The sequence below is a fragment of the Paenibacillus sp. sgz302190 genome (assembly GCF_059820445.1).
In genome coordinates, this window is record NZ_JBZYAO010000003.1 from 330,683 (window position 1) to 353,354 (window position 22,672).

The 22,672-nt window shown below is 52.5% G+C and carries 19 protein-coding genes; 16 read left to right on the forward strand and 3 right to left on the reverse strand.

The genetic code is table 11. The features are described from left to right. Positions 1 to 25: 25 nt before the first annotated feature. Positions 26 to 1,006 carry an aldose epimerase family protein gene (locus AC6RNO_RS06535; RefSeq protein WP_497104996.1) on the forward strand — a complete coding sequence of 327 codons (981 nt, stop codon included), beginning with the start codon at positions 26 to 28 and terminating at the stop codon, positions 1,004 to 1,006. Between the two features lie 449 nt (positions 1,007 to 1,455). Further along, positions 1,456 to 1,803, forward strand: a complete 348-nt coding sequence (locus AC6RNO_RS06540; RefSeq protein WP_497104997.1) for a hypothetical protein — start codon at positions 1,456 to 1,458, stop codon at positions 1,801 to 1,803. 304 nt (positions 1,804 to 2,107) lie between these two features. Here the strand turns inward: AC6RNO_RS06540 and AC6RNO_RS06545 are convergent, their stop codons facing one another. Continuing rightward, a complete protein-coding gene (locus tag AC6RNO_RS06545) occupies positions 2,108 to 2,521 on the reverse strand; it encodes a YmaF family protein (protein WP_474681613.1) in 414 nt (137 codons plus the stop codon). Positions 2,522 to 2,578: 57 nt separating this feature from the next. Further along, positions 2,579 to 4,669, reverse strand: coding sequence for a sulfatase-like hydrolase/transferase (locus AC6RNO_RS06550; RefSeq protein ID WP_497104998.1), 2,091 nt, complete (start codon positions 4,667 to 4,669; stop codon positions 2,579 to 2,581). Positions 4,670 to 4,917: 248 nt separating this feature from the next. Between AC6RNO_RS06550 and AC6RNO_RS06555 the strand changes: the two genes are divergently transcribed. From AC6RNO_RS06555 to thrC, 4 genes are all read left to right on the forward strand, one after another. Further along, a complete protein-coding gene (locus tag AC6RNO_RS06555) occupies positions 4,918 to 6,303 on the forward strand; it encodes an MFS transporter (protein WP_497104999.1) in 1,386 nt (461 codons plus the stop codon). 98 nt (positions 6,304 to 6,401) lie between these two features. Continuing rightward, entirely contained in the window at positions 6,402 to 7,088 is a 687-nt protein-coding gene (locus tag AC6RNO_RS06560) for a queuosine precursor transporter (protein ID WP_497105000.1), read from the forward strand. A gap of 94 nt (positions 7,089 to 7,182) precedes the next feature. Next, positions 7,183 to 7,968 (forward strand): DeoR family transcriptional regulator, encoded by a 786-nt coding sequence (locus tag AC6RNO_RS06565; protein WP_497105001.1) that lies wholly within the window; start codon positions 7,183 to 7,185, stop codon positions 7,966 to 7,968. Positions 7,969 to 8,020: 52 nt separating this feature from the next. Further along, on the forward strand, positions 8,021 to 9,304 hold the full coding sequence (gene thrC, locus AC6RNO_RS06570; protein ID WP_497105002.1) for a threonine synthase: 1,284 nt from the start codon (positions 8,021 to 8,023) through the stop codon (positions 9,302 to 9,304). A gap of 145 nt (positions 9,305 to 9,449) precedes the next feature. Here thrC and AC6RNO_RS06575 read toward each other — a convergent pair whose 3' ends face one another. Then, positions 9,450 to 10,271: a helix-turn-helix domain-containing protein gene (locus tag AC6RNO_RS06575; RefSeq protein WP_488436624.1), complete on the reverse strand. Its 822-nt coding sequence runs from the start codon at positions 10,269 to 10,271 to the stop codon at positions 9,450 to 9,452. 129 nt (positions 10,272 to 10,400) lie between these two features. Between AC6RNO_RS06575 and AC6RNO_RS06580 the strand changes: the two genes are divergently transcribed. From AC6RNO_RS06580 to AC6RNO_RS06625, 10 genes are all read left to right on the forward strand, one after another. Then, positions 10,401 to 12,425: a beta-galactosidase gene (locus AC6RNO_RS06580; protein ID WP_497105003.1), complete on the forward strand. Its 2,025-nt coding sequence runs from the start codon at positions 10,401 to 10,403 to the stop codon at positions 12,423 to 12,425. Between the two features lie 123 nt (positions 12,426 to 12,548). Further along, on the forward strand, positions 12,549 to 13,361 hold the full coding sequence (locus tag AC6RNO_RS06585; protein WP_497105004.1) for a pyruvate, phosphate dikinase/phosphoenolpyruvate synthase regulator: 813 nt from the start codon (positions 12,549 to 12,551) through the stop codon (positions 13,359 to 13,361). Positions 13,362 to 15,186: 1,825 nt separating this feature from the next. Next, positions 15,187 to 15,927 carry a transposase gene (locus tag AC6RNO_RS06590; RefSeq protein ID WP_497105005.1) on the forward strand — a complete coding sequence of 247 codons (741 nt, stop codon included), beginning with the start codon at positions 15,187 to 15,189 and terminating at the stop codon, positions 15,925 to 15,927. 110 nt (positions 15,928 to 16,037) lie between these two features. Further along, entirely contained in the window at positions 16,038 to 16,274 is a 237-nt protein-coding gene (yidD, locus tag AC6RNO_RS06595) for a membrane protein insertion efficiency factor YidD (protein WP_474681603.1), read from the forward strand. A 355-nt stretch (positions 16,275 to 16,629) separates the two neighbouring features. Next, positions 16,630 to 18,627, forward strand: coding sequence for a methionine--tRNA ligase (metG, locus tag AC6RNO_RS06600; protein ID WP_497105006.1), 1,998 nt, complete (start codon positions 16,630 to 16,632; stop codon positions 18,625 to 18,627). Positions 18,628 to 18,722: 95 nt separating this feature from the next. After that, a complete protein-coding gene (locus tag AC6RNO_RS06605; RefSeq protein WP_474681601.1) occupies positions 18,723 to 19,115 on the forward strand; it encodes a hypothetical protein in 393 nt (130 codons plus the stop codon). A 214-nt stretch (positions 19,116 to 19,329) separates the two neighbouring features. Beyond that, positions 19,330 to 20,244, forward strand: a complete 915-nt coding sequence (locus AC6RNO_RS06610; protein ID WP_497105007.1) for a metal ABC transporter solute-binding protein, Zn/Mn family — start codon at positions 19,330 to 19,332, stop codon at positions 20,242 to 20,244. Positions 20,245 to 20,288: 44 nt separating this feature from the next. Beyond that, entirely contained in the window at positions 20,289 to 21,068 is a 780-nt protein-coding gene (locus AC6RNO_RS06615; RefSeq protein ID WP_474681599.1) for a metal ABC transporter ATP-binding protein, read from the forward strand. Positions 21,069 to 21,080: 12 nt separating this feature from the next. Continuing rightward, the gene (locus AC6RNO_RS06620; protein ID WP_497105008.1) at positions 21,081 to 21,881 is read left to right on the forward strand and encodes a metal ABC transporter permease; all 801 of its coding nucleotides are present in this window, start codon (positions 21,081 to 21,083) and stop codon (positions 21,879 to 21,881) included. 1 nt (position 21,882) lies between these two features. After that, positions 21,883 to 22,596: a cytochrome c biogenesis protein CcdA gene (locus tag AC6RNO_RS06625; protein ID WP_497105009.1), complete on the forward strand. Its 714-nt coding sequence runs from the start codon at positions 21,883 to 21,885 to the stop codon at positions 22,594 to 22,596. Positions 22,597 to 22,672 lie beyond the last annotated feature (76 nt).

Sequence of the window (22,672 nt, forward strand, 5' to 3'; positions counted from 1 at the left end):
ATAAATACAAGGAGGCATTTTAACGATGAATCGCTATGAATACCATACGTCCAGCTGGGACGGCGAGCCGACGATCCGGCTCGTCGACCGAACTGCCGGGGCCGAGGCCGAAATCGTCCCGGCCGTCGGCTTTCACCTGTTTCGCTTCGATGTGCGAAACGAGGCTTACATCGCGAAGACGGCCACTTTGGCAGAGCTTCGCACCCAGTCTTCGCGCTACGGCGTGCCCATCCTGTTCCCGCCGGGGCGCGTCAAGCATGCGGCCTTCACATTCGAAGGCCGCGAATACCGGCTCCCGCGGAACCGGGAGCCGCACCATGCCCACGGCGAGCTGCGCGAGCGGCCGTGGAAAGTCGTCGCCGGCGGCGCGGACGCGGCCGGCGGGGCGTACGTCTCCGCGGAGATGGACTTCGCGGAGCATCCGGACATGCTGGCGTACTTTCCGCACGCCGCCAGCTTTCGGTTCACGTACCGGCTGCTGGACGGTACGCTGTCGCTCAGCGGTGAAGTCGTGAACCGCAGCGACCGGGCGATGCCGCTCTCGCTCGGCTTCCACCCCTACTTCGCGTTCGCGAAGGGGGAGGCCGCGCGAGTGCGCGTCTTGATCCCCGCCGCGGCGGAGTGGCCGCTGAGCGAGGACGGCTACGCGACGGGGCTGCCGGAGCCGTCGCCGCTGTGCGAAGCGCTCCGGCGCGGCATCGCGGTCGCGGAGCTGCCGGAGTACCCCGGCGGCTCGCAGATGCTCGCGATAGCGCCGGGCCCGCAGACGTGCGAGCTTCACTATGAAGCGCGGGGCACGAAGCTTGTGTTCGACATGGGCGACAAGTTCCCGATCCATGTGCTGTATTCGGCGCCATGGACGGACGCAGTGTCGCTGGAGCCGTACACCAGCATCATGAACGTATTCAATGAGCCGTATCCGGCGCAAACGTCCGGGGCTCAAGGCCTAGCAGCAGGCGGCAGCTTTGCGTTTGCATGGTCAATTCGCGTAGAAGCATTGTCGTAAGCAGAAGAAATAAAAAAACCGAGGGCAGAGTGGTATGACCAAAGCCTCGGTTTTTTTATTTGAGAACATAGCCCGACTTCCACCGTCCACCGCACGCTGACCGCGCACCCGCGCGCTGGGGACCGCCCATGCGTGCAGAAAGCTGCACCATGTGTGGAGAGTCCGTACCGTGTATGCTGAGCTGAGGTCCCACCACCGCCCCACCGCACGCTGACGGTGCATCCGCGCGATGGGAACCGTAAACGTGTGCAAACCTCATCTGTATGGGCAGCCCCTTTGGTAACCCGCATCCCCGTTTTTCAGCAGTGGAAGCATGATCGCATAGTCACTACAGCCCGCTAACGCGCCTTAAATCGGTATAACAGCAGGTGGATGATATATCCTTCCGTCCATGCTGATCTGTGGCATGAACCGAAAAACCTGCGAAAGTGCAGGTTTTTTCCATAAAAATGGTTCATTTTGGCGAAAAGCCTGCAATTGTGCAGGAATGTTCGATAAAAACGAGCCCGAGCCTATTTTCGCGGCGGAAAGCCTGCACAATTGCAGGAATTTTTCATAGCCTGCGTATCAACGAGCAAAAAACTGCACTTTTGCAGGTTTTCTTCGTGCAACCAGGCAGTTGGTGCAACCGGTCTTGGCGTGTGGGTTCAATAGCCTGCGATAGTGCAGAAGTTTTCGATAAAAACGAGCCCGAGCCCATTTTCGCGGCGGAAAGCCTGCACAATTGCAGGAATTTTCGAACCAAGGTCATCGAGGAGCAAAAGGATGTGCGATTGCAGGTTTTTTTGCGCATTTGAGCTTCCCCTCGACCTGCGAGGGACTCCCAAGCTCAATTGCCGGCTAGCCTGCCGGTTTCCCGGCACTCAGGCGCGGTTTGTGCCCAGCACCGCTCGCCCCTTGTGCCCGTCTAGCTTGCCGGTTTCCCGGCACTCAGGCTCTGGTTGTGCCCAGCAATGCTCGCCCCTTGTGCCCGGCAAGCCTGCCGTTCTCGGCACTCGGGTTCGGCCCGTGACCTGCGGCGCGCACCCATGTGCCCTTGCGCCCGGGCTGGCCGCTCCTATTCGCGGGAGCACCGGACGTCCATGCGCAGCACTTTTCAGGCTACGGCAAAATCGAGCCCTCATAGCCGAATCCTTTTGCGGAAACCCCGGAATACGAATGGCGGTGGGGCGTATTGATGAGCCCTTCTTTTTGGGCGGATATTTGGAGATCTCCACGTCTGGGTGTGTTATACAGGTTGGGTTCGACGATGCCTTCCATCCTGTGAACGTGGTTTCCTCCCGGCAGCGGGATGGCGGGACCGGTTATGCCGGAATATTGGTGATAATGTCCGTATTTAATCCCGGAAATGCCTTTGTATTGGTGCACATGACCGTCGTCGTCGGTACCGTTGACGCTGAATGTGTAGAGGCGCAGCAGATGGTGATGACTCAGGTCCGTCGACGTAATGGCGATAAAAAAATGCGCGTGAGCCGGAGCGAATATCGTTTGCGGAAGCGGGAGAAAGCACTTCACGGCAAAAGCCCCCTTGTATCAGGATGTTTACATCCTATTCCAAGGGGGCTTACGGCATTACTGCCCGATCCGATAAAGATTGGATTGGCCGATTTTCATCTTTTTGTCGTCGATGATGCGGACTTCGACCTGATGCGTGCCGCCGCTTTCCGGATGCAGGCTGTCGGGCATGTCCGCAAACAGCGTATTCGTGCCGTTGAAGCTTGATTTCAGCTCGATTCCGTCCACATAGACGCTGCATGAAGGGAAGAAATTCGTGCCCTCGATTTGCAGCTCTTTGCCCTTCACCGTAACGTTCGTGATCGACGGATCGCCATATCCGAGCGTGTAACCCGGCTGGACGATGGTATCCTTAATGCCTGCAGACTGATAGGCGTAGCGCTCACCGAACAAATTGTCATACTGCAGCTTCGCGTAATCGCTTAGATCGCCGGCTTTGATTTTATAGGCGTCCCACTGTTCCTTCGGCGGAATGACGGGGATTTTTTGCGATAGGCCGTACAAATAGTCGGTATAAAAGCTGCCCTGCACGCCGGCCATATGCAGCACGAGCGGACCGAGAAAAGAAGGGCTAAGCCTGAGACCCGGCTTCTCCTGATCGGCCGGGAGAAAGTTGTTCCAGATCACGAATGGCGTGTAATGCGTTTTTGTATACAGCTCAGGATCGTCCGGCAGCACATATTTGGCGTCGCGGTATACTTTATAGTTGTCCTCCAGAAACGGCATATGGTCGCCGAAGAACAGCAGGATGGTCGGCTCCGGCTTTTTCGAATAATAGTCGACCAGCGTTTGCAGGCATTTGTCCGCATCCGTGATGCCCTGCGCATACGTCTCCAGCAAGCCTTTGGACTCCGGTGTAATGTCGCCGCTGACTTCGATCGTATTTTTGCTGAACTTTCCGGGGTTGTAAGGATGATGGTTTTCCATCGTGTTGGCAAAAATGAAATCGGGCCCAGGGCTCTTCTCGGTCTCTTCGATTATTTTTTGGGCGACAGCCCGGTCGGCGTAGTTCGGTCCCTCGAAATCGTTCGGAAAAAACTCGCTGCTGATAAAACGGGAAAACCCGAAATGCTTATACACCTTCCTGCTGTCGAAAAACCAGCTGAAAAAAGGATTGATCGCGGTAGCGTGATAGCCTTGCCTGGTCGCGATGCTGGCCAAAGAATCGACGCCGTGGTTCATGTACTCAATATACGGCAAAATTTTATCCGGTGATTGGCCGAAAAAGCGCATGGAGTTGCCGGAAAGCACTTCAAACTCCACGTTGGCGGTGCTGCCGCCGAATTGCGGAGACAGCATCCAGCCGCTCGTATACGTTTTTTGCAGACTGTGCAGGAAAGGGATCGGGTCCCGGCTGAAGCTGACGTTTTTCATCACGGTAGGATCCCAGAACGACTCGCTCAGCATGACGATAATATTAGGCTGCTTGCCGCCGCTTGCCTTATTTTCCGGAATTTGCCGCAGTATCGTTTCGATCGCATCTTGATTGTAGCCGGAAGGCTTGTCCACTTTCAGAAAAGGGAGCATCTGCACGGTGGAAAGCAGAAATCCGTTCTCGTCATACGTGATCGTCTGATCCCACGGAACCGTATAGATGCCGTACAGCTTCGAAAAAGGAATAGGTCCGTCCGCATAAATGCTGGTCATTAGCGCGGCAGCGGTCAAAGCGTACACCATTTGCTCCGGCCAACGGAACCGGATCGCCCGTTTGCGCAAAATCACATGAAAAAGCAGCGCGACCAGAGCCAGAAAACAAAGCACGGACCCGACAATCGGATAAGTCAAATAGCCGCTTAAAAATGCGCGGTAGTCCACAATCTCATTGTGAAACACGAGATCCCACGGATAGTAGGGCGCCCCGATCGCATGCAGCTTGCTTCCGCTTACGGCTGCAAGAGGAAGCAGGACGGCGCACAGCAGCCAAAAGGAAAGCCGGCTCCTGCCCGTAACGGCAATCAAAAACAAATAAAGCGCCGCTGTAATAAAATAGGCGAGAGCCATGGCCAGCGGGTAATGCACCGCCCATTTGTAAAGGTTTTCAAACGTCCCGCGTTCGAGGTATTCGACCATCGCCATCAGGACAAATGGCAGAACGATAATCATCATCCGGGAAAGGGCCAACTTGAGAAACTTCAACAGCTTTTGCATGAAAAATCTCCTGTTCATTTCTATCTGATATCATTTGTTCATTATGCGATAAATTGCCCGTCTTAGGAAGACGGCTATTGACACATTAAACTATAACATTTATTATTACAGTTGTGTTGCTGGTAAACTTTGCAGATTAGACTGCATGCAATTGCTGTCCCGGCAATTTATTAAAATTATTTTTTCCTTCGTTTTTGCTCGTCTTTTTATGATAAGATGGCGGAGGACTAAAAGTCGGAGGTGGAACCATGCAGCAAGCTGCAGCTGTTTCCATGGAGCACCAAGCCATATCGGTAGATACAAAGAAAACGGTGCCCTGGATTATTTACTTGATTTTTTTCGCAGTATTGAATGAGACGGTGTTCAACGTATCGACGCCGGAGATCGCCAAGCAGTACGCCGTCTCGCCGACAGGTGTCAGTTGGGTGCTGACGAGCTTCATTATTTTCTTCGCTCTAGGCTCGGTCATCTACGGCAAATTGTCGGATATTTACAGCTTGAAAAAGCTGATCGTGACAGGAGTTGTCATCTATAACGCCGGATCGATTATCGGCTTCGCGCTAAACTTCTGGTATCCCACAGTCATTCTGGGGAGAGCGATTCAAGGGGCGGGAGCTTCGGCTATTCCGGCGCTCGTTATGGTGCTTGTGGCCCGCTATTTCGCGCCTTCGGACCGGGGAAAAGTGTTCGGTTTGCTGACATCGACCGTATCTTTCGCCGTCGGCGTCGGCCCGGTACTCGGCGGATTCATTGCCGGTACGTATCATTGGACGTTTTTATTCCTGATTCCGCTGTTCACCCTCGTATCGATCCCTTTCTTCCGCCGCATTTTGCCTGACGAGGAGTCGAAGACAGGCAAGGTAGACATACTCGGAGCCGTAATGGTTGCCGTGATCGTCGCGAGTTTGATGCTGTTTCTAACCTACTCGGGGTGGTACTATCTAGCGCTCAGCGTGCTTGTGCTGGTCTGGTTCATATTTCACATCAGACGTTCGGCAAATCCGTTCATCGAGCCTGCGCTGTTTGCCAACAAACTGCTTCGCAACGGCCTCGTTATCGGTTTTATTATTTTCAACGTCGTCATGGGCGTTATGTTCGTCATGCCGCTTATGCTCACTGAGCTAAACGGGCTGAGCACCGGCACAATCGGTCTCGTGCTGTTTCCGGGGGCGATCAGCGCCGTCATTTTTGGCACGATAGGCGGAAATTTGGCGGACCGCAAAGGCAACAATTATGTGATCTACATCGGACTGACGCTGCTTTTTGTCAGCTTGCTTGCGATCGCCTTTGTCGCCGGGCTTTCACCGTGGCTCATCTCGGCCGCTATGCTGCCGAATTATATCGGTTTTTCTTTCATTCAAACAGCGTTGGCCAACCGGGTTTCCTTAACGCTCAAAGTTGAAGAAACAGGGGTAGGGATGGGCCTGTTCAATCTGGTCAGCTTTATTTCCGGCGCAGTCGGCACCGCGCTTGTAGCGAAGCTGCTGGACGGGTTCCTGCACCGTTTCCGGATCAATCCGTTTCAAGGTCTGGACATAGCCGTTCCTTACAGCAACCTGCTGTTTATTTTCCTCGCCGTCATTATCATTGTTTTTCTATTATACTACGGGGCTTTTGGCCGGAAAAAAGCCTAACATCGCCTCCACGATCTGTGTTATAATCAACAACGCTGCCGCAAAGCGGAGCCGCGGTTCGAAAACTCCCGCGTTATCAAAACTAGGAGGAATGAAAGATGTTTAATTTTGCTTGGGGCGTGCTTTTTGTCCTGGTCAACTTCGGGCTGTTTTTGGTGTGCTACCGATTGTTCGGCAAACAGGGCTTGTACGCCTGGGTCGGCGTTGCGACCGTTCTGGCCAACATCCAGGTGGTCAAAACGATCGAAATGTTCGGCTTCGTCATGACATTAGGCAACACGATGTATGGAACCATCTATTTGACAACAGACCTGCTGAATGAAAAGTACGGCGATAAGGATGCCGAAAAAGCGGTCTGGTTCGGCTTCTTCACTTTGATCATGTCGATGATCATCATGCAGATGGCGATGGTGTTCACCCCGCAGGCAGGGGACGTCGGCCAGCCTTCGCTGGAAACGATATTCGGCCTGCTTCCGCGAATCGCGCTCGGGAGTTTGACGGCTTATTTTGTAAGCCAGTTTCTTGATGTCAGAATTTATACGTTTCTGAAAAAAGTGTTTCCCGGCCGGAATCAGCTTTGGATCCGCAACAACGGCAGTACGGGAATCAGCCAGCTTGTCGATTCGCTCGTATTTTGCAGCATCGCTTTCAGCGGTTTGTACGATTGGGGCGTCTGGCTGCAAATTTTTGCAACTACGTATGTCATCAAATTTATCATCTCGGCGGCTTCGACCCCGGTTTTATATATAGCCAGAAATTTCAAAACCCGACAGCTTCCCTCGTAGGAAGGTCGGTTTTTTTTTATTGAATAATACGAAACAATAAAATATAATAAAATTAAATAACAAAAGATAAAATGTGATAAAGGATGGTAACCGCATGACCGAACAAGTTCAGCATTCCCTGTTCAGCGAGGAGCGCCGCAACCAAATCATAGCGCTGCTGGAGCAGGAAGGGAGAGTCGAGGTCAAACGGCTGGCGGCGCACTTTCATGTGACGGAAGACTCGATCCGCAAAGACCTGCGGGCTTTGGAGAAAAGAGGGCTGCTGCAAAAAGCGCATGGAGGAGCCGTGCCGGTAGCCCGGGTTTCGGGGTTTGTTCCTTATCAGGACAGGGGAGAGCCGGAGCGGAAAAAGCCGATCGCCAAAGCGGCGGCGGCGCTCATCGAGCCTGGCGACACCGTTTTTATCGAATCGTCCAGCTACACCCATTTCATGTTTTACGAGCTGGCGGAAATGCCGGACGTCACCATCGTTACGAACAGTGTGAACGCCCTTTCCGCACTGGTTCAGCGGGTGAACCTGATTACGCTGGGCGGGGCTGTGCACAAGCAGGACGAAGCATGCTACGGACCGTTTACGCTGCAGGCTTTGGAGCAAATCAATTTTGACAAATGCTTTCTCAAGCCGGCGGGCATTACGGAGGACGGCAAGCTGACGACGGCGCTGCAGGAGAGCCTGGCGGTCAAGCAGACAGCCATTCGGCAGTCGAACCGCGCCATTGTACTAATGGACGAGAGCGATTGGGGACGGCGCGACGTCTACAACGTTTGCGGCATCGATTCGATTCATACGATCGTGACGAACGGGCTGGCCGAATCGCTGGAAGCTAGGTGGGCCAAGAAAGGGATTCGCATCGTAAAGTGCGAGGCGCAGCAGAGCTAAATCTGTTGCGACGAACGTGAAATGGAATGCTCACAAGCAGGAGGTCGTCCAAATGGAATTTGTTTGCGCGGAATGCGGCGCTGTTTTGCCTGAAAGGAAATTTGCATATTTGTGCGCTTGCGGCGGGTTATTTGAAGTGCGGCATAACTTTGCCAGGGTCGATGCGGAGCGCTTGAAACGGCTGTTTGCGGAGCGGCTCGCCGAGCGGATGTCGCCTTACGCATCGGGTGTTTGGCGCTACAAGGAGCTTATAGCGCCCGATTTGCCGGAGCCGATGATCTGCACGAAGTTTGAAGGCAACACGGGTTTGTACCCGGCCTCCGAAGGGCTGCGCGCCTATGCGGGGGTCAGAGGGCTGATGTTCAAAGCCCAGAGCGAGAATCCGAGCGGCTCGTTCAAAGATAACGGCATGACCGTCGCGGTGTCGCACGGTCGTTCGCTGGGCTACTCCCGGTTTACGTGCACATCGACCGGAAACACATCCTCTTCGCTGGCGATGTACGCCGCTTTCGGCGGAGGCAGTTCCGTCGTGTTTGTGCCGGACAAGGACATCTCGCACAATAAAGTGCTGCAAACGTTAGCGTATGGAGCCGACGTAGTCAGTTTCACGGGCACGTACGACGATGGCATACGCTTTTTGGAAAAGCATGCCGAGGCGTTAGGGCTATATGTGTGCAACTCCGTGAACCCGCTGCGGATCGAGGGGCAAAAAAGCATCGTCTACGAGATTGCCCAATCCCTTGACTGGCAGCTGCCGGACTGGATCGTGCTGCCGGGCGGAGCGCTGAGCAACGCGTCGGCGCTCGGCAAAGGGCTCCGCGATCTCAAGGAGCTCGGCTTCATCCCGCGGCTGCCGCGCGTCGCGGTCGTACAGGCGGAAGGGGCGTCGCCCTTCCACCGCCTGATGGCAGAGGCCATGGAGGAGCTCGCGCCCGAGCGCGAGCCGCATACCCGCGCCTCTGCGCTGAACATCGGCAGCCCGCCAAGCTGGCGCAAAGCGCGGCGGGTGCTGGAAGAGACCGGCGGCGTCACGGCCAGCGTCAGCGACGCCGAAATCCTCGATGCCAAAGCGGTCATCGACCGCAGCGGCATCGGCTGTGAGCCGGCCTCGGCGGCTGCGCTCGCCGGGCTGCGCAAGCTGGTCCGCGAAGGCGTCGCGGACCGTGACGAAACGGCCGTCTGCGTGCTGACGGGCCATCTGCTCAAAGACACCGATGCGCTGCAGGAGTACCACTTGGACGCCAAGTGGCCCTCCGCTCCGCATCGGAATACGATCCGCACGTCGACGCTGGCGGTCGATGACGTGCGGCGCAGCCTCTCCCGCACGGCCACCTGACGCGCGCGGTTCAATTCANTGCAGGAGTACCACTTGGACGCCAAGTGGCCCTCCGCTCCGCATCGGAATACGATCCGCACGTCGACGCTGGCGGTCGATGACGTGCGGCGCAGCCTCTCCCGCACGGCCACCTGACGCGCGCGGTTCAATTCAGCTGACGGAACTTTTCCGGCGTCAGCCCGACATGCTTGCGGAAGCTCGCGACAAAATGGCTCGCATCCCGAAACCCGGCCAGCTCCGCAACGGTTTTTACCGTCAAGCTCTGCCTGTTCAGCAGCAGCTCCTTGGATTTGCGGAGCCGCAGCAAAATTAAATACGAATATGGCGATGAGCCGAAGGCGTGTTGAAACAGCGTGCTCATGCGCCGGGGAGTGACGCCCAGCACCCCGGCCATTTCTTCAAGCCCGGTGTCGGGATTGGCATAGTTCAGCTCCAGCCAGTCGAGCAGCGGCTGAAGACTGAGGAGCTGGCTGCTCAAAGAAGCGCGGTTATTGACTTGACCGTGCTTTTTGAGCAGGATGAGAAACCGGTACAAATCAGCGGAAGCGTCATACCCGGTATACTCCGTACCGGCCTCCGCGTAGGACAAAATCGTTCCCACCGCAGTTTCCAGCGGCGACGCCGCTTCCCAACGAAAAAAAGCGGCTTGATGCAGCTCCAGCATATTCAACATGCTCTCGGCCAAATGTCCTCCGAAAGTCACATACTCCGTACACCACGTATCCGAAACCGCCCAGTAGGCATGACCGACGCCCGGTGGGAGCAGAAACCCGCATCCTTTGCTCAGACGAAACGATTTTCCTCCCGTCCAGATCTCACCCTCTCCCGAGAACGTTTGCAGCCAGTGGAAGCAAGAGTAGCCATCGTCCCTGACCATCTTTTCCTGATCCTCGTGATGCCCGATGCTTTCAATAAAAAGCGGATAAGCCTGATCCGCCGAAGGCGTCAAAACGAACCTTTTATGCATACATGCAGCATCCTGTTCCATTTTTTTATATATACACGTAAAAATATTATATTTTAAGCGCGTGAATAATCCAATACAATGGTTATATTCTTATATTTCATGCATTCAAGCGGTTAAGGAGCGTGCAGGATGATTAACGAAAAACTGCCGAAAATTTGGTATGGCGGAGACTACAATCCGGAGCAGTGGGAACCGTCCGTGATGGACGAAGATTTGCGTATGTTTAAGCTGGCGGGAATAGATGTAGCCACTATTAACGTATTTTCGTGGGCGCTTTCGCAGCCTAATGAGGATACGTACGATTTTGCTTGGCTGGATGAAATCATGGATCGGCTGCACCAAAACGGTACGTACGTTTGCCTTGCTACAAGCACGGGGGCCCATCCCGCATGGATGGCCAAAAAATATCCCGATGTGCTGCGGGTAGATTTTGAAGGCCGCAAACGGAAATTCGGCGGACGCCATAATTCTTGCCCCAGCAGTCCGACGTACCGCAAGTACGCTGCAGCCATTGCTTCAAAGTTGGCCGAACGCTACAAAGATCACCCGGCCTTGTTGATCTGGCACGTATCGAACGAATATGGCGGCTACTGCTACTGCGATAACTGCGCTCGGGAATTCAGGAATTGGCTGCAGGCGCGTTACGGAAACTTGGCAAAGCTGAACAAAGTCTGGAACACGCGTTTTTGGGGCCATACCTTTTATGAGTGGGATGAGATCGTTTCTCCGAATGCGCTTTCAGAAGAGTGGGCCGGAGACCGCACTTACTTCCAGGGCATTTCACTGGATTACCGCCGCTTTATGTCGGACAGCCTGCTGGATTGCTACAAATTGGAGTACGACGCCATTAAAAAACATACCCCGAACATTCCCGTCACAACCAATTTGATGGGCACGTACAAAGAATTGGATTACTTTAAATGGGCGAAGCACATAGACATTGTTTCCTGGGACAATTACCCGTCACTGGATACGCCGTTCAGCTTGACCGCCATGGTTCACGATTTAATGAGAGGGCTCAAAAACGGCCAACCGTTTATGTTAATGGAGCAAACGCCAAGCCAGCAAAATTGGCAGCCCTACAACTCGCTGAAACGGCCGGGCGTTATGAAGCTCTGGAGTTATCAAGCCGTGGCGCGGGGAGCGGATACCGTATTGTTTTTCCAGCTTCGCAGATCAATCGGAGCCTGCGAGAAATATCATGGGGCCGTAATCGAACATGTAGGCCACGAAAACACCCGCGTTTTCCGCGAATGCTCCGAACTGGGCAAAGAACTGCAAAATTTGTCCGGCAATCTGCTCGATTCAAGAGTAAATGCGCGCGTCGCGATCGTATACGATTGGGAAAATCGGTGGGCCGTAGAGCTTTCCAGCGGGCCGACCGTCGCCTTGAAATATGTGGATGAAGTGCACAAATACTACGACGCTTTGTTTCGGCAAAACATCCAGACCGACCTCATTGGCATCGACGCTGACCTAACCAAATACGATATCGTCATCGCCCCTGTACTGTACATGGTGAAGCCCGGATACGCAAAACGGATCGAGGAGTTTGTAAAAGCCGGCGGTACCTTCGTCACGACCTTCTTCAGCGGCATCGTCAACGAGAACGATATCGTCACAACCGGCGGATACCCCGGGGAACTGCGCAGCGTGCTGGGCATATGGGCTGAAGAAATCGATGCGCTATTCCCGGATCAAAGCAATCAAATCGTCATGAAGCAGGAATGGGGCGCGTTGAACGGCACTTACACCTGCACCACCTTGTGCGACCTGATCCATTCCGAAGGAGCGGAAGTGAAAGCAGTCTACGGAAGCGACTTCTATAAGGGAATGCCCGTCCTGACAGTCAATAAATTCGGCCAAGGGCAAGCATGGTACGTGGCGACCAGTCCGGATGCGGCATTCCTGCAAGGGCTGATGGCGAACCTGTGCAGCGCCAAAAACATCAAAGCACCGATCGCTCCTGTCCCTGGAGTCGAGATTTCCCAAAGAGACAAAGACGGTAAATCATATCTGTTTGTCATGAACCATAACAGCGGTGAAGTCGAGGTGGAACTGGGCGCCATGCAGGCCGTTGATCTATTGTCCGGCAACGAAGTTTCAAGCACCGTGTCACTTGCGGCAAAAGCCGTGCTTATCCTGCAATATTAAGCTGCCTCAAACCTTTGTCTGGTTATTTCAAGACGAAGGTTTTTTGCTTTCCAGGTAAATATTTACTATAGTAAGTTCATAGAGATAGATAAAAGCACAATTGGAAAAGCAGAGGAGGTCATTATGTACGAACAGCAGCATTTATTTGTTTGCTCCGACTCCATCGGTGAAACAGCAGATGCCGTAGCCAAAGCAACCATACGCCAATTTAACGCAGAACAGGTCAAAATAAAAAGGTTCAGCCACGTCAGTCAGGAAACCGAGATCCGCCAAATGCTCAACGAAGCTGCCGCGGCAGGAGGTTTTGTCGCCTACACGCTCGTGCAGCCGGAACTGAGGGAATTAATGAAAGCCGAAGCATACCGCCTGGGCGTTCGCGCTGTCGACATCATGGGACCGATGCTGCAGGCGTTCATAGACACTTACGGCGATTCGCCCAAACGAAAACCGGGGCTGCTGCACGAAATGGACGCCGATTATTTCCGCAGAGTGGAGGCCATTGAATTCGCCGTCAAATATGACGACGGCAAAGATACGAGGGGCATGCTGGAAGCCGAAGTCGTGCTCATCGGAGTATCACGAACGTCCAAAACACCGCTCAGCATATACTTGGCCCACAAAGGCATCAAATCCGCAAACCTGCCGCTAGTACCCGAAGTCAAACCGCCCGCGGAACTGTTCAAAATTCCAAGCCACCGCATCATCGGCCTCACCATGGATGCCGAATACATACTGCAAATCCGTCAGGAACGCCTCAAAACCGTCGGCCTGCCCGGCAGCTCGCAATACGCCACCTTACAAAGAATCAACGAAGAACTCGGTTTTGCCGCCAGTTTGATGAAACAACTAAACTGCGAAATCATCGACGTAACCAACAAAGCCATCGAAGAAACAGCCGGACTCATCAGCCAACTTATTAACGGCAGAACGTACTAACCCCCTATCATCCCAAAAAATAAGTCCAAGGCCATATCAATCGATCATTCAGCCTTGGACTCACCATACTTCTAAATCCACCCGCCCGACATCATCAAACAAACCCTCCACTTAGAACCGCAGCCTCCTAGGCAGCCTAAAACCAACCCCACACGCATGCGTCCGAAACCGTCCTTTAATTTCACGCATTCTACGAAAAACTATGTACAGCGGGATATCACCACGAGCGCAGGCCCAAATACCACTTTCCTTAGCAGACCGCCATCGCAACTGGCAAGTCCAAAAGATGGCCATGGCCTCCCAATTAGAGGGTCACACATTTGATTTTTCATGCATTCTGAGATATGTGCAAAAAATTCTGCATGACGCAGCGGAGTACTACCACAGACGAAAATCACACCATGATCGGCCCTCCCCGAGGGTCCGTGTATTTTAGATCTCGTGCATTCTGTGATATGTGCAAATTTAAATTTCATATATTCTGGAATAAGTACAAAGTAAGCTCTAATCCCCAAGCTGGGCCTTACCATGAGTACAACCTCAAGAGGACCTCCTTCCGAAAGGGTCGTATAATGTGATTTTATCCATTCTGAGATAAGTGCAAAATACTACCCCTCTTTGCAGGGAATCACGACAAGGGTGGTCAGAAAATGCAACATCCCAAAGCGCAATTGTTGAGGTCAACATCACAATTGCATCATCAGAGAGGTTCAATAAGAGGTAAACATTGCGAGTAGAACATCTCGAGAGGGCAATCAGAAAGAGTATCAGTAGTGCAGTAACGTAGTGGAACAATTAGGCAGGTAAACCAAGGCAATTGCAATAACACATGAGGCAATTGAGCATTAAGAATACAGTATCGCAATGGAGTAACAGGAAAGCAACAATGCCAGTGCAATAACACATGAGGCAATTGAGCGTTAAGAAAACAGTATCACAATGGAGCATCAGAAAAGCAACAACACATGAGGCAATTGATCATTGAGAATGCATTATCGCAATGGAGTAATCAGGAAGCCAACATTGTGAGTACAATAACACATGAGGCAATTAAGCATTGAGAATGCAGTAACACAATGAAGCAAGAGGAAGGTAACATTGTAAGTACAATATCGCATGGGGAAATCAGAGGAAGTAAATGGGAATCAAGTATCACAGAAGAGTAATCGGGAAGGCAATATTGCGAGTGTAATAACACATGAGGCAATTGATCATTGAGAATGCAGTAATTACAATGGAGTATTCAGAAGGCAACATTGTAAGTGGCAATGTCGCAAGAGGCAAGCATACGAAGCAATGGGAATGCAATATCGCAGAGGAGCAACCAGAAAGACAACATTGTAAGTGCAATATTGCAAGAGGCAATCAGAAGGAGTAATGGTATGTAGTTATTACAGAGGAGCAATCAGAAAGGCAACATAGTGATTACAGTAACACGTGCGGCATCTAGAAGAAGCACCGGGAGTGCGGTATAGCAACGGATTAACTAGGCAGGCAACAAGCAAATGTGACATTTACAAGAGGGCAATCCAAAGATATCAACAGGAGTAGCCCTTTAAGGCATTTGGGTTTTAGTTTTTTCGCTTAATAACGCACTATGTTCATACGACATTGAAAATAGGAGGATGGTTTGAGTTTTCAAAGTACAATAATCTTTTGTAGTTACGACAGAAGAGCTATCATCAAGATAGGACGTCTTCAAATGATGAGGGAGGAGTGGTTAACAACGTCGTGCCGCAAAAAAATTCAAAAAAAGCTTTAAATGCGAACGTATGTGTGCTATAATAAATGGGAACAAATGTTTGTATTCAGGGCGGTGAAGCAGATGAATCTTTATGATATTCAATCCTGTCATTTTGATACGGAAGAGGAATGCGAAAATTTTTTGATGAAGATTCGTTGGTCGTCTGGTTTTTGCTGCCCGCGGTGCGATTTCGATAACGCTTATACGGTTCGGACCCGCAGTTTGCTTGAATGTTCCGACTGCAGGATGCAAGTTTCGCTGACAGCGGGGACGATCATGCACAAGTCTAAGCTCCCTCTACTAACTTGGTTTCGCGCTATACAATTGCTCATTCACGATCAGAAGGAATATTCCGCAAGTTCGCTTGCTGAAATATTGGGAATCAATTATCGAAGCGCCCGGCTGCTGTTGCAAAAGATTTATTTTGCGCTCAACAAGCAGTCTGTTTGGGAAAGCCGGCTTCAAGAGAGAAACCGGATGGAAAGAAGTCATAAGGAGAGCATCGAGTCGGAGATAGATAATCTTGAAGAAAGCGACCTGGAGGTGATCGTCCCCGCTGATCAGGTTCCACATAAAGCCGGCGTACAGCCGGATGCTCGAACGGCACACATATTGCAGAGGATCAACAGGAAGTATAGCGCGGCTGTTCGCAATAACAAGGTACATGCCCAGTTACCGACAAAGTATAAACAATTTTTGGAAAGCGGCAATGCTGCTGAAGGGACTTACTCTGCGTCTTTTGCATTCAGGGATTGGCTGAAGGCTTTTATAACTGCGGCTCTTTATCCCGTTTTCTTAAAGTGCTATCAATGTCCTTCATAGAACGTATGCTGCGATCGGCGAATTAGGCGGTACGTTGACGAACTGTTCTTTTTCAGTCATGATAGAGCGAGAGGTCAATCATGATTGTTTTGAGAAGGGAGGGTCGCCCAATGAGAAAGGCGCTGCAGCTTCCGGTTCGGTTTTATCGCAAATTTATTTCGCCTTTGACGCCGCCTTCCTGCCGGTTTTATCCGACCTGTTCGGAGTATGCCCTTGAGGCTCTTGAAGTTCACGGCGCGTTGAAAGGGTCCTGGTTGACGGTTAAGCGGCTCTGCAAATGCCATCCTTTTCATCCTGGCGGAATCGACCATGTACCTCCTGCACCTAATTCTCAGCAATCGGCTTGACATGGGGCTTTACTTTTCGATATATTTTCCTTAAGGATAACATATGGAATTCGATGAACGGATAAGTACAGGCGGATGCCTATGAACAGAGAGCCGGGTCAGGTGAAAGCCGGTATAGGACGATGTTTGGAAGATGGTCCCGGAGAATAAGCCTTCGAGCTGCCTTTACGGAATGTGTAGAGGAGTGAGCTGGCTTCGTGTCCCAGCGTTAATGGGCAAGTCGCATTGACTTACTGAGCCCCGCTCTTGTGAAAGACGGGGGAAACTGGGTGGTACCGCGTGAGTGCAGCTCTCGTCCCAAGAAGGATGAGGGTTTTTTGTCATGTTTTGAATATTTTCCAGGAGGTTTTTTGTTATGTCGAATTCACGACCGACTTTTTACATCACGACGCCGATCTATTATCCGAGCGACAAGCTGCATATCGGACATGCGTATTCAACGGTGGCTGGGGATGTCATGGCCCGTTACAAAAGACTGCGGGGTTTTGACGTCATGTATTTAACGGGTACGGACGAGCACGGTCAAAAGATTGAGCGCAAGGCGCAGGAAAAGGGCATTACTCCGCAGCTTTTCGTCGATCAGATCGTTAAGGGCATTAAGGAACTTTGGGCCAAGCTGGACATTTCGTATGATGATTTTATCCGGACAACGGAGGAGCGGCATACGAAGGCGGTTGGCAAAATTTTTTCAAGGCTGCTGGAACAGGGCGACATTTATTTAGGCGAATATGAAGGCTGGTATTGTGTGCCTTGTGAAACTTTTTTCCCGGAGAGCAAGCTGGTGGATGGGAAGTGCCCGGATTGCGGCCGTCCTGTGGAGAAAATGAAGGAAGAAACGTATTTTTTCCGGATGAGCAAGTACGCGGACCGCTTGGTTCAATATTATGAAGAGAATCCTGATTTCATTCAGCCTGAGTCGCGCAAGAATGAAATGCTGAACAATTTTATTAAGCCGGGGTTAGAGGATCTGGCTGTTTCCCGGACGACTTTTGACTGGGGCATTAAGGTGCCCGGCGATCCTAAGCATGTTATTTATGTTTGGATCGATGCGTTGTCCAATTACATTACTGCGCTTGGGTACGGTTCGGAGGACGAAAGCAAATTTCAACATTACTGGCCTGCGGATGTTCATCTAATGAGCAAGGAGATTGTGCGTTTCCATACGATTTATTGGCCGATTATGTTGATGGCGCTTGATTTGCCGCTGCCGAAAAAGGTTTTTGCGCACGGGTGGCTGTTGATGAAGGACGGCAAAATGTCCAAATCCAAGGGCAATGTGGTCGATCCGGTTACGCTGATCGACCGCTACGGTCTTGATGCGCTGCGCTATTATTTGATGCGCGAGGTTCCTTTTGGGGCGGACGGCACGTTTACGCCGGAGAGCTTTGTCGAGCGGGTCAATCATGACCTCGCCAATGATCTGGGGAATCTGCTGAACCGTACGATCGCGATGATCGATAAGTATTTTGAGGGCAAGATTCCCGCGTATGTGCCTGGCGCTACCGAGTTTGATGAAAGTCTCCTTGAGACTGTCAAGGCAACGGTAGCGAAGTACGAGGACGCAATGGAGAAAATGGAGTTCTCCATTGCGCTGTCGGTCGTGTGGCAGCTGATCGGCCGCACGAACAAGTACATCGACGAGACGCAGCCGTGGTCGATGGCCAAAAGCGAGGAGAGCCGTGAGAAGCTCGGCTCGGTTATGTATGTGCTGGCTGAGTCCCAGCGCATTTCGTCCGTGCTGCTGCGCCCCTTCCTGACGAAGGCGCCGCAGCTTATCTGGCAGCAGCTGGGCATCGCTGCGGAAGACCTGCCGCGTCTCACTTCGTGGGAGAGCGTGCAGAGCTTTGGGCTTCTCCCTTCCGGCACGCAGGTGCAGAAGGGAGAGCCGATGTTCCCTCGGCTGGACGTGGAGCCGGAAATCGGCTATATCGTCCAGGCCATGGGAGGCGGCGCCGCAGCCAGCACCGCCCAGCCTGAAGAGGCAGCGCCTGCAGCCGCTGCCGCGGTTCAGCCCGCGCTGGAGCCGAAGGAGGAAATCGGCATCGACGATTTCGCCAAGGTCGAGCTGCGCGTCGCGCAGGTGATTGCGGCCGAGCCTGTGAAGGGCGCGGATAAGCTCTTGAAGCTGCAGCTCGATCTCGGGTACGAGCAGCGGCAAGTCGTCTCGGGCATTGCGAAGTTTTACTCGCCCGAGGATCTGGTTGGACGCAAAGTGATTTGCGTCACGAATTTGAAGCCCGCCAAGCTGCGCGGCGAGCTGTCGCAAGGGATGATTCTCGCCGCTTCGCAAGGCGATCAACTGACGCTGGCAACCGTTCCGGACAGCATGCCGAACGGCGCCATCGTCAAATAGCAAAGCGCACCCCCATGCCGGATTTCAAGCGGCATGGGGTTTTTTGCTTTAACTTTGGGCATGTTAAAGGAAAAAGACTGACGGAGTGACCTCTTATGAAAGCTCGAACTGTGGCAAAAATCGCATGGACTGCCGCGTGCTTGCTTTTGTTCACGGCCTGCGGCATGGGCAACTCGCAAGGCGGCAACAAGCAGCAGGACCAAGGCCAGCAAAAGGAGCAAAGCTCAGGTAAGGGAAGCGTCATTGATCAGGAATTAAAGAGGCAGTACGACATGTACAAAGAGATGAAGCAGTATCAGACGGAGCAGGACAAAAAGGTCCAGCAGCAAGCCGAAGAACGGTACAAGAAGCTGAAGGAACAAAGCGAAAAACCATCCAAAAAAGAAGGGGAAGGCAAGGGCGCATCGAAGAAAAAAGGCGGAGGAGGCCAGTCGAAGAGCGGGGACGGCGATTCCCAAAGCGGCGGAGGCCAATCCGGCAGCGGCTAGCGAAGCGTTTTATTGTTCCCAGCGCGGTGCGTATGCGGTCGACCGACCGCCGTCATGCAGCGCAGCACCGCGTCATGATCTGTACCACGCTGCGACGGCAGGGTGGTTTTTTTGCTCTGTTTGATATTGACAACCGAAAAGCCTGCTCGTATAATCAAGTTCGTTAATAAAAAAAATTACGATTTAGACGAGCGGTCTTGAAGGGAGTTTCATCATGCGCAGGCGCACTATTTTTTACATGACGATTTTCGCTTTGTTTACTATTTTATTGGCAGGCTGCGGCAACGCGACGGACAAAGCCGGGTTGGTGGAAGGCAAGGTTAACGTGGTCACCAGCTTTTATCCGTTGTACGATTTTACGCGCAATATCGGCGGGGACTACGTCAATGTGATAAATCTCGTTCCGGCAGGGGTAGAGCCGCACGATTGGTCTCCCAAGAGCCGCGATTTGCAAAATATGACGAAGGCGCAAGTTTTTGTTTATCAAGGCGCAGGCTTTGAGGGCTGGGTGAAGGATTTCTTGGAGAGCCTTCCTGCAAATTCATCTTTGAAGGTTGTCGAAGCCAGCCAAGGAGCCGATTTGATTCAAACGTCCGATAGCAAGGAACAATTCGACCCGCACGTCTGGCTGAGCCCGTTGAATGCAGGCAAAATGGCCGAGCATATAAAAGAAGCGCTTATCGCGGCCGATCCGGCACACAAGACGGAGTACGAGCAAAATTACGCCAAATATGCCGCCAAGCTCGCGGACCTGGATGCCAGATACAAAAAAGAGCTTTCCCAGGTTCCGAAAAAGGAGATCGCGGTGTCGCACCAGGCTTTTGCTTATTTATGCCGCGACTACGGGCTGACGCAAATGGCGATTATGGGGCTATCGCCGGATTCCGAGCCGACCGCCCAGGATTTGAAAAAAATGAACGAGTATTTAAAAGCGCACAACCTGAAATATATATTTTTTGAAGAGCTTGTTTCCGATAAATTGGCGAAAACGTTGGCCAAAGATGCAGGCATCGGCACGATGGTGCTGAACCCGCTGGAAGGATTGACCGAGGAGCAGGCTAAAGCGGGCAAGGACTATATTTCGGTGATGGACGAAAATTTGAAAAATCTTGTGAAAGCTTTACAATAGGTATATAGCATGCTTTCATTCAAGTGAAGATAGGGGTAAAAAGGATGGAGAACAGCGGAATTCAGCCTTGCCACCGCAGTATCGTAGCAATGGATCAGATCGCTTTTTCTTATGAGCATAAAAAGGTTATCCAAGAGCTCCGGTTTGACGTTCTGGAGCGGGATTTCGTTGGGGTTATCGGCTCCAACGGCGCGGGCAAAACGACGCTCCTCAAGATGCTGGTCGGCCTGCTGAAGCCGACGCAGGGGGAGATCCGGCTGTTCGGCGAGCCGCTCGGCCGGTTTACCGACTGGGACCGGATCGGCTACGTCCCGCAAAAAAACGCGTTCAACCCGTTGTTCCCGGCAACAGTCCGGGAAATTGTTTTGTCCGGGTTGTACAACAAAAAGCGGATCTACCGCCGTCTGACGAAAGCGGACGCGCAAAAAGCCGAAGATGCCATGCTCGCCCTGCGCATCGAGGATTTGGCGGACCGCCGCATCGGCCAGCTGTCCGGCGGACAGCAGCAGCGCGCTTTCCTCGCGCGCGCGATCGTGAACAATCCCGAGCTGCTCATCCTGGATGAGCCGACGGTCGGGATCGATGCGGAAACGCAGGCCGGCTTTTTCCGCATGATCCGCCACATGCACCAGCATCACCATATGACATTCATAATGGTGTCGCACGATATGGAGATGATGCAGTCTTACCTGGGCTCCGAGCCGCAGCAGGTGAGCGGTGGCATCAAATTTTACGTAAAGCATACCCATGATCCCGAGGATTGCCGCGAGACGAACCTGACTCACTCCATCGGCCAAATCCGCGAGATGATCGGAGCCCAGTAAGGAGCGAACGGTTTGGATATTTTTTCGGAATATTTTTTTCAAAGAGCTTTGATCGGAGGCATTTTGATCGGGCTTACTGCGCCTCTGATGGGCGTTTTTCTTGTGCTACGCAGGCTTTCCATGATCGGCGACACGCTCGCGCACGTGTCCATCGCCGGGGTCGCGCTCGGCTTTTTAATCAACATATATCCGCTTGGGGTCGGGTTGGTTTTTGCGCTTATCGCCTCCTTTGCCATTGAGCGGCTCCGCAAAGCGTACAAAACGTACGCCGAGCTGTCGATCGCGATCATCATGTCGGGCGGAGTCGCGCTGGCGACGCTGTTGTTTACGCTCGGCAAAGGGTTTAATATGAATGTGATGAGCTATTTGTTCGGAAGCATTTATACGCTCGATTCAACGGACATGTGGGTTGTTTTTATCGTATGCCTGATCGTCGTCGGGGTCATTGCGTTCCACTTCAAGGAGCTGTTTTTGATGTTTTTTGACGAGGATGCGGCCAGTGTCAGCGGGCTGCCGCTGCGCTTTTACAATATGATGATCACTATGCTGACAGCGCTTGTTATTTCCGTTGCGATTAAAATCGTCGGCGCGCTGCTCGTGTCGTCGCTGCTGACGATTCCGGTCGCCTGCAGCTTACTGATCGCCCGCAGCTTCAAGCATTCAGTCGTGCTCGCGGTCATTTTTTCGGAAATTGCCGTCATTATCGGCCTTGTCGTCGCCGGGGTGTGGGATCTTGCTCCAGGGGGCACGGTTGTACTGACTTTGATCGTTCTGCTTATCGGAACTATTTTGCGAAGGGGGTTAAGGAGCTGACATGGATTCCGTTAATCTGTGGATCGCCCTGTGGGCCGGCATCGCCTCTTTTATTTCGCCCTGCTGTTTGCCGCTGTATCCGTCCTATCTTTCATACATAACAGGCATTTCGGTCAGCGAGCTGAAAGCAGGCCAATCCTCGGCCGCCGCCAGGCGTCAGACGATGCTTCATACGTTAAGTTTTATCGTCGGTTTTTCGATTATTTTTTATGCGCTCGGTTTGACGGCCGGATTTTTGGGCAATTTTTTTCTCGATTACCGCGATTTGCTGCGGCAAATTGCCGCCATTCTCATTTTTGTCATGGGCCTGTTCCTGCTCGGTATTTTTCAGCCGCAGTGGCTGCTTAAAGAGCGCAAGCTGCAAATCCGCTTTCGTCCGGCAGGCTATGCGGGCTCCGTCCTTATTGGAATGGGCTTTGCAGCCGGGTGGTCCCCGTGTGTAGGGCCGATTCTTTCGGCCATTCTTGCCTTGGCGACGACGGAACCGGGGGCCTGGTTCCAAATGACGACGGCTTATTCGCTCGGCTTCGCCATCCCGTTCTTCGTGCTGTCGTTTTTCATCGGCTCTACGCGATGGATTTTGCGGTACTCCAATACGATTATGAAAATCGGCGGGGGGATCATGATTGTGATCGCCGTTCTGCTCTACACGGGCAAAATGACGCAGATCACGCTGTGGCTCAACCAAATTACCCCGGACTGGCTGAAATTTTAAGTGAATTTTTCAACCATGGCAGATTTGACCGCATCCGGGTTCATGCATTATGATAGGTAAAGCTATAAAAAGGAAA